This is a genomic window from Rhodothermales bacterium, assembly GCA_017643395.1.
Classification (GTDB): Bacteria; Bacteroidota; Rhodothermia; order Rhodothermales; family UBA10348; genus JABDJZ01.
Genome location: JAEPNP010000001.1, coordinates 191,546 through 204,986, shown reverse-complemented (window position 1 = coordinate 204,986; position 13,441 = coordinate 191,546). Strand labels below are relative to the sequence as shown.

13 protein-coding genes are annotated in these 13,441 nt (G+C 64.4%); 5 read left to right on the top strand and 8 right to left on the bottom strand.

Going from position 1 to position 13,441, the window contains the following annotated elements; translation table 11 throughout:
- Nucleotides 1–97: 97 nt before the first annotated feature.
- The 3 genes from JJ896_00800 to feoB are packed head-to-tail and all read left to right on the top strand — an operon-like array spanning nt 98 to nt 2,723.
- Nucleotides 98–331 (top strand): ferrous iron transport protein A, encoded by a 234-nt coding sequence (locus JJ896_00800; GenBank protein MBO6778166.1) that lies wholly within the window; start codon nt 98–100, stop codon nt 329–331.
- Nucleotides 328–555 (top strand): ferrous iron transport protein A, encoded by a 228-nt coding sequence (locus JJ896_00795; protein MBO6778165.1) that lies wholly within the window; start codon nt 328–330, stop codon nt 553–555. The genes JJ896_00800 and JJ896_00795 overlap by 4 nt, the downstream gene beginning before the upstream one ends.
- Nucleotides 552–2,723: a ferrous iron transport protein B gene (gene feoB / locus JJ896_00790; GenBank protein ID MBO6778164.1), complete on the top strand. Its 2,172-nt coding sequence runs from the start codon at nt 552–554 to the stop codon at nt 2,721–2,723. The genes JJ896_00795 and feoB overlap by 4 nt, the downstream gene beginning before the upstream one ends.
- A 51-nt stretch (nt 2,724–2,774) precedes the next feature.
- Here feoB and JJ896_00785 read toward each other — a convergent pair whose 3' ends face one another.
- Nucleotides 2,775–3,350, bottom strand: a complete 576-nt coding sequence (locus JJ896_00785) for a hypothetical protein (GenBank protein MBO6778163.1) — start codon at nt 3,348–3,350, stop codon at nt 2,775–2,777.
- A 195-nt stretch (nt 3,351–3,545) separates the two neighbouring features.
- Complete coding sequence (locus tag JJ896_00780) at nt 3,546–4,472, bottom strand: DUF4249 family protein (GenBank protein MBO6778162.1); 927 nt, start codon at nt 4,470–4,472, stop codon at nt 3,546–3,548.
- An 817-nt stretch (nt 4,473–5,289) separates the two neighbouring features.
- Here JJ896_00780 and JJ896_00775 point away from each other — a divergent pair.
- Nucleotides 5,290–5,841 carry a gluconate 2-dehydrogenase subunit 3 family protein gene (locus JJ896_00775; GenBank protein ID MBO6778161.1) on the top strand — a complete coding sequence of 184 codons (552 nt, stop codon included), beginning with the start codon at nt 5,290–5,292 and terminating at the stop codon, nt 5,839–5,841.
- Nucleotides 5,838–7,544 carry a GMC family oxidoreductase gene (locus tag JJ896_00770; protein ID MBO6778160.1) on the top strand — a complete coding sequence of 569 codons (1,707 nt, stop codon included), beginning with the start codon at nt 5,838–5,840 and terminating at the stop codon, nt 7,542–7,544. Before JJ896_00775 ends, JJ896_00770 begins: the two co-directional genes overlap by 4 nt.
- On the opposite strand, the gene JJ896_00765 is transcribed toward JJ896_00770, so the two are convergent.
- The 6 genes from JJ896_00765 to JJ896_00740 form a co-directional block, all read right to left on the bottom strand.
- Nucleotides 7,545–7,964: a DoxX family membrane protein gene (locus JJ896_00765; GenBank protein ID MBO6778159.1), complete on the bottom strand. Its 420-nt coding sequence runs from the start codon at nt 7,962–7,964 to the stop codon at nt 7,545–7,547.
- 58 nt (nt 7,965–8,022) lie between these two features.
- Nucleotides 8,023–8,724, bottom strand: a complete 702-nt coding sequence (locus tag JJ896_00760) for a dienelactone hydrolase family protein (GenBank protein MBO6778158.1) — start codon at nt 8,722–8,724, stop codon at nt 8,023–8,025.
- Between the two features lie 27 nt (nt 8,725–8,751).
- A complete protein-coding gene (locus JJ896_00755) occupies nt 8,752–9,657 on the bottom strand; it encodes a ring-cleaving dioxygenase (GenBank protein ID MBO6778157.1) in 906 nt (301 codons plus the stop codon).
- Complete coding sequence (locus JJ896_00750; protein MBO6778156.1) at nt 9,657–10,214, bottom strand: NAD(P)H-dependent oxidoreductase; 558 nt, start codon at nt 10,212–10,214, stop codon at nt 9,657–9,659. Before JJ896_00750 ends, JJ896_00755 begins: the two co-directional genes overlap by 1 nt.
- 207 nt (nt 10,215–10,421) lie before the next feature.
- The gene (locus JJ896_00745) at nt 10,422–13,010 is read right to left on the bottom strand and encodes an ABC transporter permease (GenBank protein ID MBO6778155.1); all 2,589 of its coding nucleotides are present in this window, start codon (nt 13,008–13,010) and stop codon (nt 10,422–10,424) included.
- Nucleotides 13,007–13,345 carry a helix-turn-helix transcriptional regulator gene (locus JJ896_00740; GenBank protein ID MBO6778154.1) on the bottom strand — a complete coding sequence of 113 codons (339 nt, stop codon included), beginning with the start codon at nt 13,343–13,345 and terminating at the stop codon, nt 13,007–13,009. Before JJ896_00740 ends, JJ896_00745 begins: the two co-directional genes overlap by 4 nt.
- Nucleotides 13,346–13,441: the final 96 nt, after the last annotated feature.

Sequence of the window (13,441 nt, the reverse complement as noted above, 5' to 3'; positions counted from 1 at the left end):
TGGGCTGGTCACGATGAACTATCCGTGACCGGATTGGTTATTTGGACTCATTCTAAATAAGTTCGCCTGCGAACCCGGCAGAACCCCCGTGATCCCGATGGACATAGCCCCCCTGACGTCATTCCCCGAGGGTGACTCCGTGGAAATCCACGTGCTGGGAGTGGGCGACAAGCTTGCCGACCGCCTTCGCAGCTTGGGTCTGCGGGAAGGCTGCTGTGCACGCGTCATGAGTACGGGCGACAAGTGCGTTCTGGCCGTTGGTGAATGTCGAATCGCGCTCAGACGTGAAGTTGCCATGGGCCTGATGGGCTGCTCCGTCTCTGGTCGGTGAGCCTGAAGCTGGACCAACTCAAACCCGGAGAGACCGGACGCATCGACGGATTCACGGATGCGTCGCCCTCTGTGCGCCTGCTGGAGTTGGGCCTGCTTCCGGGGACACAGGTTGAGGTGGTCAGGCTGGCACCGCTCGGTGATCCAATGGACCTGAAGGTGAGAGGATTTCACGTGTCTCTTCGCAAGTCGGAGGCTGCATGCATCCTGGTCAGTCGAGCGTGATGCAAGCAGTTGCCGTGCGCAAAATTGCGCTCGCCGGCAACCCGAACGTCGGGAAGACGGTGCTCTTCAACGCGCTCACGGGCGCCAACCAGAAGGTCGCGAACTATCCGGGGGTCACCGTAGAGCGCAAGTCGGGACGCCTCAAGGATTCTGGACAGGGGGGGCAGCCCGTCGAGATCATTGATCTACCAGGCTGCTACAGTCTGAACCCCCGATCCATTGACGAGCGCATCGCCCATGATGTCCTGGTCGGAGCGATGCCCGGGGAGGCTCCTCCGGATGCTGTGGTCTGCGTTGTGGACGCGACCAATCTGGAGCGCAATCTGTACCTGGTGACGCAGGTGCTGGACCTGGGTTTGCCGTGCGTGCTGGCCCTCAACATGACCGATGCGGCCGAGGCAGCGGGCATCGAAATTGACATCGCAGCGCTGTCTGAAGCGCTCGGTATTCCGGTGATTCCCCTGGCTGCCCGACTGGGGCGGGGCATCGCCGACGTACGCGAGGCCGCCCTGGAGCGCGCCGTCGTCGCGCCGCCCATCGACTGGCCTGTCCGGGAGGATGTTGAAGAGGAGGTGGCGAAACTGAGCGCGGTGCTGTCCGCCGAGCGGCCGGAGCTGTCCGACCGCCGCCGCCGCTTCGAGGTGTTCGCGGCCCTGGTGAGCGACGTGCTGCTGGAAACGTGGCAGGAACGAGCGCCGGAATTCCATGCAGCCGTGCAGGATGCGCGGCACCGGATGAATGCCTACTCGGTGCCCTACCAGATGGCGGAGACCATGGGGCGCTACGGTTGGGTTTCTCCACTGGCTCATCGTGTCATCACTACCAGGAAGAAGGTGGGTGAGCGGTCCCTGTCCGACAAGCTGGATGCGGTACTGATCCACCGCATTTGGGGGCCGGTCCTGTTTGCCGCGCTGCTTGTCGTGATTTTCCAGGCCGTGTTTACCTGGGCCGTGCCGGCCATGGACTTCATCGAGTGGGCAGTCAACGAAACCGGCGCGGGGATTCGGGCGGTCATGCCGGACGGCATCCTCGAAGACGTGATGGTGGAGGGTGCGCTTACAGGTGTGGGCAACGTCATCATCTTTCTCCCCCAGATCCTGATCCTGTTCTTCTTCCTCGGGCTAATGGAAGACACGGGATATATGGCGAGAAGCGCGTTTATCATGGATCGGGCGATGCGCCGGTTCGGGCTCAGCGGCGCGTCAGTGGTCCCCATGCTTTCCGCATACGCGTGCGCCGTGCCCGGCATAATGGCAGCCCGGACGCTACCTGAGGAGCGCGATCGCATCATTACGATCATGGTGGTGCCGCTTCAGGGCTGCTCGGCGAGGCTCCCGGTGTACGTCTTGTTCATCGGTGCCTTTATTCCTGCCGGTACCTATTTCGGTGTGATCGGCTATCAAAGTCTGGCCATGACGTCGCTCTACTTCCTGGGCACCGGCATGGCATTCGTAGCGGCCTGGGTGCTGAGCAGGTTCGTCTTCAAGGGCGAGGGCTCCAGCTTTGTCATGGAGCTGCCACCATACCGTCTGCCTCAGATCAAGATGGTGTTGCGCCGCATGGTAGACCGCTCCAAAGTCTTCGTGGTGCGTGCCGGACGCATCATTTTCGGCTTGAGCATCCTGCTCTGGATACTGGCTGCATACCCGAAATCTGACTTGCCCGCAGATCTCGAGGCCAGGATGGCGGCGGCGACCACGGCCGAGCAGGTGGAGACTCTGCAGAACGAAGCTTCCGCCTGGCGCACCAGTCAGTCGTACATCGGCCGGTTTGGCCGGGCGCTCGAGCCCGTCATGGCTCCACTGGGCTTCGACTGGAAGATTTCGGCCGGCATCGTGGCTTCCTTTGCGGCCCGGGAAGTCATCGTGAGTGCGCTCGCGACCATCTACAGTGCGGGGGCCGATGCGGACGAAGAAAGCCTGGCCCTACGAGACGCCATCAAGGCGGACACCTATCCCGACGGCACGCCGGTCTTTACACCGCTGGTGGCCGTCAGTCTGATGGTCTTTTTTGTGTTTGCGCTCCAGTGCATGAGCACATTGGCCATCGCCAGAAGGGAGCTGAACTCCTGGTTCTGGCCCGTCGTCATGTGGGTCTACATGTTCGGGCTGGCCTATCTCTTTTCGCTGGCCATCTATCAGGGTGGCCTGGCCCTTGGACTAGGGTAACCGGTCGCCCGCCCGCGGCCTGTGCGCGCGGGCGGGCTGACCGCTACGACATCAGGTGGCGACGCAGGTCGAACCGGCGAAGAGGACGTCGACGGTATCCTCATCGGTGTCGCCGGTCAGCGTGCCATTCAGGCCTCCGGCCATGAACATGGGGCCGACGCTGCTGTCCTGGAATTCGGCAGCGAGTGCATCGCTCAGTTCCGCTCGGGTTGAGCCGGGGCCAATGCCGGCCATGGTCGTCAGGGAGCCGTCCGTGTCCCGGGCGGACCATCCCGCGAATGCGTCATCGGAGAAATAGAGTGTCAGGCCCGAATCCCAACGCATCACCCGGAGACCACACTCGTCATTCATCATGTCCTCCGCAGCCGGCCCGAAGTTGGTTTCCACGACGGTCAACAGCTGAGAGCTGCTGGCCCCGAAGTTGATGTCCCGCGTGCTGGCGTTCTGCAGGACGACGACCTGCAGACCCTCTCCGGAAAGGTTGAGGGCAATCTGTGGCGTGGGTGCTTCCGCCGGAGCGGCTTCTTCAGTGGCCGGCGCCTCGGCCGACGTATCGGCGTCATCAGCGCCCTGGCAGGCGGTCAGGCCGAGGAGGAGGAAAGCGGTAAGTAGTAGTCGCGACGACATGTTCTGTGAGATTCGGTGTTGAGGGAGCGCTCGGCCCGCCGATGGGGTCCGTCTTGTTCCAGCGCGGCGTGGCGGTTCGAGGGGCAACCGGCAACGGATCGGTGGCGGGCGGCAGCGCGGATGGATCAACATATGGTCGTTCCTCGGGCTCCGGCAATCAGGGAGATGCCTAAACGTGCAGCCGCTTACCGCACGCTACCACTCATATCCCAGGGCACGGGCGAGTTCGCGCGGAACGGCCCACTCCTGCCGATAGATGCCGATGGACCCCCACAGTCCATATCCCTGGACCACGTTGCTCATGGTACCCGGCTGGGCCAGGACTTCCGGGTCGAAGTTGCCTTCGGGCGGATCCCACCACTGGTCCAGGATGCGCACCTGAATGCCCATCGCAGTGGCCGTCTCCGGTGTGTTGTCGTACGCGCCCGCGGCCCGAAAATCTGCTACGCGCTGGCGGATTTCGCGCGTGTCCTTTGTCAGGTCGAACACCACCTCCCAGCTGCCGTCCGGCATGCGTGATCCCGAACGGCCGTAGGGGACCAGCATGTAGGCCTGCAGCGCGCCCCCTCCAGGTCTGGAGCCGTTGTTCTGGTTGTGCATCAGGTAGATGGCGTTGATGTCCCAGGGCGAGGCGATGCGCGGAATGGTGAGGCGCATGTTTGCCTGTGTAGAGTCCGCGTTGAAAACGGGCTCGTTGCGCTGGACCAGCGCTGCGTCCGGTATGGTCGGAACCTGGGTTTCTGCCCAGGCCATCTTCTCGTCCTGTCGCACCACTTCAAGCCTGTAACGCCGTCCTGGCTGCACGATGAATCGCGATCGGAAAACGTGACCGTAGGTGCCGTCCTCCAGCCTCTGAAAGTCATGCGTCCATTCCCGAACGTCGCCCGTGGTCAGATCCGTCGAGAAGACTCGCGCGTCGATGCGGTTGTCCTCCGTGGGCGTGAGGATGTTCTCAGCATTCCGTGTGACAGCGATCACCCGGACAGAGTGGTTCACCTCAAGCTGGTCGAGGAACCCGTAGATCGTGAAGTACCTCTGGTCGTTGTCGAACGGATCGAACGCGGTGTCCGAGCAGCCGGTCGTCGACAGCAGAACGAGTAGCAAGAGCGCCAGACGTGCCATGGCCGGAATCTAGGCGCGGGTGCTGAGCCGCCTCCACCGTGGTTTCCGAACGGTACGAGGCCCGAGGCGACCGGTCGCTCGGCGGTTTTGGATTTTCCGGGTTGGGGGTGGGGGCGGTCTTGTGCGGCCGGCGGGTGAGGGCTCTCGCGGCGCTCGCGGCTCTCGCGGCTCTCGCGGCTCTGTGCGGGCGCGTTGTCGGCGCCAGCGGCGGGCATGCGGGCTGGGCCTGGTTGGGGACGGTCTTGCGCGGCCGGCGTGTGAGGGGCTTTCGCGGCGCTTTCCGGGCGCGTTGTCGGCGCTAGCGGCCGGCATGCGGGGTGGGCCTGGTGGGTTGCCGCACCCGGCCGGACGTGGAATCCTCGGGCCCGCTTCCACTCGGCGCGGAGCTCAGCCCGGCGCGACATGGAATTGCGTGGTGCTTTTCGACTCGGCTCGGGTGTCGATGGGGCCTTAGGTGGAATCGGCCAGTGGTATTCCATGTGGGAGACGGCAGGTGCTGCCGCCGCGGTTGCCGAGGCTGGTGCTGGGGCCGGAGCCGCCGAGGACGGCTGCCGGTGCTGGGGCCGCGGCCGCCGAGGACCGCCGGTGACCGCCGCCGCCGCCGCGGCCGCCGAGGACCGCCGGTGACCGCCGCCGCCGCCGCGGTCGCCGAGGCTGGAGCCGGCCGGCGAGGACCGCCGCCGCTGCCGGCGAGGACCGCCGCCGCTGCCGCCGGGGACCGCCGCCCAGAACCGCCGCTGCCGCCGAGGACCGCCCCCGCCCACCCGCCTGCGGCCAGCGCCCTTGCCCCCGCCGGCACCTGCCGCTAGCTTTCGTAATGGATCGCAGAGACGCACTTCGCCGGATTTCGCTGTTGCTTGGCGCAGCGATATCGGCCCCTACGGCCGCAGGCCTGCTGGCGGGATGCCGTGCCGGTGGCGGGAGCTATCAGCCTCGCGCGCTGGCAACGGACGAATATCGATTTATGGGCCGGCTGGCGGAGGCCATCATTCCACAAACGGACACTGCGGGAGCCCTGGCCGCGGGCGTCGACGAGTTCATAGACGCCATGCTGGTCGGATACTACCCGACACCAGAGTTAAATGCATTTCGAAGTGCAGTGCCGCCGCTTCGGCGGCGCCTGGAAGATGAGCAGGGTCTCATCGACATGCCCAGCCTGGTGACTCTCGACTCCCAGGCCTTCGAACAGGATCCGGGGCCGCGGGAAATGGGGGCGGATTTCAGCGACATTCAGGCCTACAGACGCGTCAAGGAGTTGGTCGTGGCGGGATACTACACGTCACAGATCGCCGAGTCGGAGGAGCTTCGACCGACGCCCATGGGACAGTATCGCGGCGACATCCCTCTCGAAGGGAGGACGTGGGCATGACGGCAGTGCACACCCGCAATGAGTACGATGCCATCGTGGTCGGCTCCGGCATGACAGGCGGCTGGGCCGCCAAGGAGCTTTGCGAGAAGGGCCTGAAGACGCTGGTTCTGGAGCGCGGTCGCAGCATCGAACACATCCGCGACTACGTCACGGAGCACAAGCGTCCCTGGGAGCTTCCCCTTCGGGGCCGGGTCAACCAGATCGAGGCCGAGACCGAATACGCGGTCGGCAAGGACGTGTACCTGTTTTCGGAGGCCACCAAACAGTTCTTCATCAATGACAGGGAGAACCCCTATCGCGCCGATCGCCCGTACCGATGGATCCGCGGCGATCAGGTGGGTGGCCGGTCTCTGCTTTGGGCCCGTCAGGTCTACCGCTGGAGTGACCTGGATTTCGAGGCCAATCTGAAGGATGGGCACGGCGTGGATTGGCCGATCCGCTACAACGACATCGCCCCCTGGTACGACTACGTGGAGCGCTTCGTCGGAGTCTCTGGCCAGGCAGAAGGCCTTCCGCAGCTGCCGGACGGCGTATTCCAGAAGCCGATGGAGCTGACGGCCATGGAGAAGCACGCCCGCGCGCGCATCTCCCAGGCGTTTCCCGAGCGACTGCTCACCATCGGGCGCAGCGCGGTGCTGACCGAACCTCTCAACGGCCGGGCCGCCTGTCACTACTGCGGAACGTGCGAGCGCGGCTGCTCCAGCGCCTCCTACTTCTCGAGCCTCAGTGTCACGCTTCCGGCCGCCATGCGCACTGGCAACCTGACGCTGGAGGCCGACAGCCTGGTCCACAGTCTGATATACGACTCCGAGCGCGACCGTGTCTCGGGTGTACGCGTCGTGGACAAGGAGACCGGCCAGATGCGCGAGGTTTATGGCGGTGTGGTCTTTCTCTGCGCGTCGGCTCTGGCGTCGACGCAGGTCATGCTCAACTCCACCTCCAACCGTTTCCCGGACGGCATCGCCAACGGCAGTGGAGAATTGGGTCACAACCTGATGGATCACCACATGGGCGTGCATGGCTACGCCTCATCCGACGACTTCGCCGACTCCTACTATGAAGGTGTGCGGCCCAACGGCATCTACATCCCGCGCTGGCGAAACCTGGATGCGGCTTCACGAACCGACGAGTTTGTGCGAGGATACGCCTACCAGGGCAGTTCGTACCGCGACGATTGGGGCCGCGGCATGTCGCAGGCCGGCGTCGGAGAGGCATTCAAGCACGGACTGCGCACTCCGGGTCGCTGGCACATGGTGCTGTGGGGCTACGGCGAGTGTCTGCCGGACCACACCAACCGGGTCTACCTCTCCAGTGAGGAGGACCAATGGGGCCTGCCCGTCCTGGTCATGGATGCCGACTGGGGACCCAATGAACGGGCGATGCGCTCCGAGATGGCCTCATCCGCTGAGGAAATGCTCAACGCGTGCGGCTTCGACGACGTCTCTTCCGAGGACTACATCGACGACAACCCACAAGGCTTCGCCATACACGAAATGGGCACCGCGCGCATGGGTCGGGATCCGCGCACGTCCGTGCTGAACGGATGGAATCAGGCACACGAGGTGCCGAACCTGTTCGTCACCGACGGTGCCTGCATGACGTCAAGCGCCGTGCAGAACCCATCGATCACTTACATGGCCCTCACGGCGAGGGCCGTGGACCACGCGGTCACGGCCCTGCGCCGGGGAGACATCAGGATCTGATCAAGCCGTAGCCGGGGTAGCAGTGCCGGCAACCACAGCCTTGGACGGCTGGGTGACCCAGATCGTGTAGAGGAAGAAGGCAGCCCCTCCCAACCCGAAATCCTTCACCATGTGCAGGAACGGGTTGATGCCCATGACGGCCGTTTCGGAGCCCAGGTACTCGGGAAGGTGCACCAGAAGGGCCGTCATCATGAGGAAGATGCCCAGAATCAGTGCTGCCAGGTGAGCCCGATAGCCCGCCAGAATGGCGAGGCCACCGAGCAGAAGCAATATTCCCGTCGCTCTCACCACAAGCATCTCCGCGGGCAGGAAAGAAGGAACCGCGTTGGTGAGCAGGTATGCGTTGACCAGGTGATTCAGCCCCATCAGGATGAATGGAACTGAAAACAGGACCCGGCCGATCACTGGCAAGTGTTTCATGGCGACGGGTGTCGGTTGGGTTCAGACGGGAAAGAACGGCCGGGGACGCCGTGCTTCCTCATTGTAACCCGTTCGCACCCTTCGCACAACAACGCGCCAGAAGATCCCGCGCCATGCGAATCTCGTCGGCGTTCACCGTGTGTCCCATCCCCGGATAGATTCTGGCCTCCACCTCCGCCCCCAGGTCCTTGAGGACTGCAGCCGACCTTTCCACTCGGGCCAGCGGGATGTGGGCATCAACATCACTGCACCCAAGGAAGAACGGCACGCCGTCGAGCCGTCCCGGATACTGAAACTCTTTGTCGTCAGGCGGGCGGACATCGCGCTTCTGCACCGTGCCGATGAGCCCGCCACTCAGGGCGATTACGGCGCCGAGGTTTCTGCCGAACCGCGCCGCGTACTCCAGCGCCAGGCAGGCGCCCTGTGAGAACCCCAGGAGGGCGATGCGCTCCGCGGCCACGCCTTCCACAAGCACGCTTTCCACGACCTCGTCGATGCGCGCAAGGGCCCCTGCCAGGTATGGCTGATTGTGGCTCAGCGGTGCCAGGAAGGAATTGGGGTACCAGGTGTTTTGATCAGCCTGCGGCGCAATCCAGGCCACCTTGTCGTCAAGGTCCAGAAGGCGCTCGAACTCGAACATGGACTCTGCCGTCGCCCCACGCCCATGCAATAGAATGACGGCTGCTTCTGCAGCCGCCACCGGCGGGCCCGACCTCCTGATCGGGCTCGCCCTGTGTGGAAGCGAATCTGTCGTCAGCATGCAGTCCGGGGGGCTGGACGGCGGTAATCAGGCAGGCACGCTGTCCAGGGAGGGGAGTCGCTGCTCGATGCGGGAGCGGTGTGGCTCCAGCCAATCAGGCAGTTTCAGCGTTTGCCCGAGAGATTGTACGGACTCGTCCACCGTGAATCCAGGAGGGTCCGTGGCGATCTCGAACAACACGCCACCCGGCTCCCTGAAATAGATGCTTCGAAAGTAGTTGCGGTCCTTCACTTCGGTAACGGGGATGCCGGCCGAGATCACGCGCTCCCGCCAGGCCAGCTGCTCCTCATCGTTCGCCACGCGAAACGCCACGTGATGGATCGTGCCCGCTCCCATGCGGGGAAGGTCCGTACCGGTTTCGAGATCAACGCGACTGCCATTCCCGGTCAGAAAGCGCGTCCGGGCGCCTTCCTCGGCGCCTCGTTCAAGACCCAAAACCTCCTCAAGCAGGCGAGCCGTCGGTTCGGTCTCAGATACCTGCAGGGTCACGCCATCGAACGAGCCCAGGGCCGGTGTGGATGATCGGCCGACCAGCGCAAGATTCAATCCATTGGGATCGCGGAAACGCAATACCCGATCCCCGAATCGCTCCGTGATCGGGCGGAAATCAAACGGTCCGTGTTGTCCCGCGCCTCGCACCTCGGCGAAGCGTTCCAACCAGGTGTCCAGCGCGTCGTCCTGAACGGAGATCGACGTTTCAGCAACATTGCCGTTGCCCGCTCTTCCCTGCCTGGCCTGCTCGTAGGGGAAGAAGGTCAGGATGGTGCCGGGCTCTCCGGTCTCACTGCCGTAGTACAGGTGCCACGTGCCGGGGTCGTCAAAATTAATGGTTCGCTTGACAAGCCTGAGCCCCAGCACATGCGTGTAGAAAGCGACATTCTTCGCCGCTGGCCCCGCAATCCCCGTCACGTGATGGATGCCTGAAATACGCATCACGCCGCCTCCAGCCTGGCCTGGGCCTGACGGATCAGACGATCCACGAGCTCGCGTAGCCGGCGCCGTGTTTCGGGATCGACGAGTTTGCCCTCCTCAAACTTGGACAGCGCGCCGCCCACAAGAAGTCCTGCACCGCCCAGGGGCCGTGCGCCAATGGTCATGAGCACAAACTTCAGGTGATCCTGCGCCCGCGCCGTGCCGACCAAACCGGGCGATGCGCCGATCACGGCCACCGGCTTGTTCCGGAGCGGCGGGGTACCGCCAAGCGGCCGGGAGGCCCAATCCAGGAGATTGGCCAACACGCCCGGGATCACGTGATTGTACTCGGGAGTGGCAAACAGGACTGCGTCGGCTTCCCGGATCGCATCGCCGAGGGCCAGTACCGATTCTGGACGATGCTCGTCCGAGTCCAGATCGCCGTTGTACAGTGGGAGCGAGCCCGGATCGAAGCGCGTGAAGCGAGCCTCATGGCCCAGTTCCTCTGCGGCGGCATCCAGGAGAGCGGTGTTGAACGAGCCGTCCCGCAGGCTGCCAGAAATGGTGAGAATTGTCATGACCGTGGGTTGTCGAACACTGATAGTTGTTACGACAAATAAATCCACGGGTTCCTCCTGCGGCCGCCGCGGCGGGGGTGAGACCAACCGCATCGTCCCGGCCGGTCGCCGGCGGCAGGCGCGAGACCACCGGCATCGTCCGCGCCGTCCGTACGCGGCAGGCGCGAGACCATCCGCGTCGTCCGGGCCGTCCGGCCGCGACCACAACTACTCTGTCCGCAGCGCCTTGACCGGACTCATGCGGGCGGCCCGCCAGGCCTGAAGCCCGGTCGTCGCAACCGCAAGTGCCAGGGCCCCCAGGCCGGCGACCAAGAGCGTGCTTGCCTCAATGCTGGTGTGGTACGCAAAACCTTCCAGCCATCGTGAGCCAAACAGTACGGCGATGGGCACCGCGCCGACCACAGCCGCCCCCGTGAGCCACACCGTCTCCCGGGTCAGCAAGCCGACAATGCCCGCCGAAGAGGCACCGATGGCCTTGCGTACACCGATTTCGCGGGTACGACGTTCAGCCGCATGACTGGCAAGCCCGAACAGGCCGAGGCAAGCGACCAGGAATGCCATGAGCGTCGCAAGTCGGAGCAGTTCCCCCGTGCGTTCGTCTGTGGCATAGAGTTGTTGGAAGCGCTCGTCCACCGGATGCGCCGAAAACGGATTCTCCGCATCGAACCGCGCATACACGTCCTGCAGGCCGGCCAGAGCCTGCGCCGCGCCGCCATCCTCAACCCGCACGAGCACGGAGCCATACCAGCCCGGCGCGGGCGCGGTAAAGATCATGATGGGAGAGATGGCCTCGCGCGCGGAGCGAAAGTGGAAGTCCTCGACCACTCCAACGACCGTGAATTCCCGCTCGAAGGCCGGCATCTGCACGATTTTTCCGATGGGCTCCTGCCAGCCGGTTTGACGCGCAAACTCCTCATTGATCACCAGAGCTTCCGCTTCGTTGGTACGATCCGGATCGTGCAGCCGGCCCTGCACCACAGAAAGCCCCAGCGTGGCCGTGTAGGAGGGATCGCCGACGAGCATGCGCACGGCCGGCCGCGTCTCGTCCGTAAACCCCGGAATCTGTATGGGAATGCCCCAATCACCACCGCCGGGCTGGTTCGCCGCGAGCGCGACGGACTCGACCCCGGGCAGGCCCGCCATCTGGTTGCGCAGTTCCTCGAGACGAGGCGCCATGGAGGGGTCTTGCAGCGAGACGGAGACCAGTCGGTCCCGCTCAAAACCGGCCGGCTTCTCGGTGACGTAGGTCAGCTGGTCGGAGACGATGCCCGTCGCCATCAGCAGCGTGGTGGAAATCACGAACTGGGCCAGCACAAGACCACGACGCACACCGCCGCGGTTGCCGAGCTCGCCTCGGCCCCGCATGACCACGGCAGGTCGGAATCCGGAAAGCACGAATGCCGGATACGCGCCGCCGAGCACACTCATCACCAGCAGCATGGACCCGAATACCGTCAGGACCTCGGGTCGGATCAGGTCGGCAGGTGCAAAGGACTTGAAAGCAAGCTCGTTGAAGAAGGGCAGCAGCAGAAGGGCAAGGAGCACGGCCAGGGCAGCGGCCAGCACCACGTTCGTCCCGGACTCGACCAGGAACTGACGGGCGATGGCGCCACGCCGCGCGCCCAGACTCTTGCGCACACCGACCTCCCGGGCACGCAGGGCGGCTCTTGCCGTTGCCAGATTCACGAAATTGAACGATGCCAGCAGCAGGATGAAGGCAGCGATCCAGGACATCATGCGCACGGTCTCGGCGCTACCCATCACGGCAATCTCCCTGAACATGGAGGAGCGCAGGTAGATGTCCTGTACCGGCTGAAGGCTGAGCGGACCGAAGCGCTCGGCCTCAGCACCAAGGCGACTCCTGACGAGATCCGTGATGGCCCCGGCCACCAGGGTGGCGTCTGCATTCGGGCGCAGCTTGAGGTATGTGTAGTACTGATTCCACCTGACCCAATCGTCGTGGCTTGGGTTGGCATAAGACACCATGGAGGCCAGGAATTCGGGACGGAAGTGGGTGTTCGTCGGAACGTCCGCCATGACCGCGGTAACCGTGAACTGCCGATCGCCAACCGCAAACGTGCGTCCCAGGGGCTGGCCCGCCCCAAACAGCGTGCCCGCGAGGGACTCGGAGAGGATCATGCCTCCCGGAGTGCGAAGGGCTTCATCCGCGTCGCCGGAAATCAGCGGCCAGGGAAAGACTTCAAAGCTGGTGGAGTCCGCGTAGAAACCGCTCTGCAACTGCTGCTGCACTCCGTCGATCTCGATCGTCGTGGACCCGAAAAAGACGAACCGTGCCGACGCCTCCACCTGCGGCAGTTCGCGAGCTGCCGTGGGCCCGTACGGCCCGTTCACCTTGGCAATGCCATCGAAGTTCGCATCGCTGTGCCCCGCCACGATGCGGTAGATGCGGTCGACGTCCGGGATGTAGGTGTCGTATGAGCGCTCGTCCAGCACGAACAGGCTGATCAGCAGCGCCGCCGTGAGTCCAGTAGCGAGGCCAAACAGGTTGATGGCCGAGTACGTTTTGTGCCGGAGCATGAATCGGCCGGCGACGCGTAGGTGATTCTTCAGCATGATGGGTGCCGCGATGCGCCCGCGGCGTCTGCGCAGTGTGTGTGGGCGAACGAACAGGAGGACTTCCTTCCAGTAGCGCCGACGCGCCCGTCGCAATCCGTGCCGCCGGAGGTCTGCGTGCCAGGCCTCATCGAGATCGCCAAGGATCTCTTCGAGGAGTTCGTCGCGGCAGTACAGCTCCAGGAGCCAGCGCGCCAGTCCAGGTGCTCGAGCATCTCTCATGCGCCGAACTGCAGCTGGAGTGCCGGCTGGGCCAGCGTGCGCAGGCGTTCACGGGCCACGCGGGCAGACTCAAGCGCGCGGGCACCACTGCCGGTCACGCGAAACAGGCGCTTTCGGCGGCCTCCCCGCTGCTCGGTGGCCCCGCCGAGTTCGGACCCCAGCAGCCCCTTGTCCTCCAGACGGTACAGCGCCGCATGCACGGCGCCGAGGGATACGCTACGACCGGCCTCGGTGTGCAGCATGTCCCGTACTCCCAATCCGTAGGCCTGGTCACCGAGCGCCGCTACAGCCAGCAGTACCAGTTCCTCAAACTCACCAAGTCCACTTCGCGCCATGACTCCCGTCGATTTGCGGGAGTATATGCAAAAGTATAACTAATGGTTGCGCGGGCCCTCAGGAATGCCCTTCCGAATGACCGGCGCAGGCCCCGG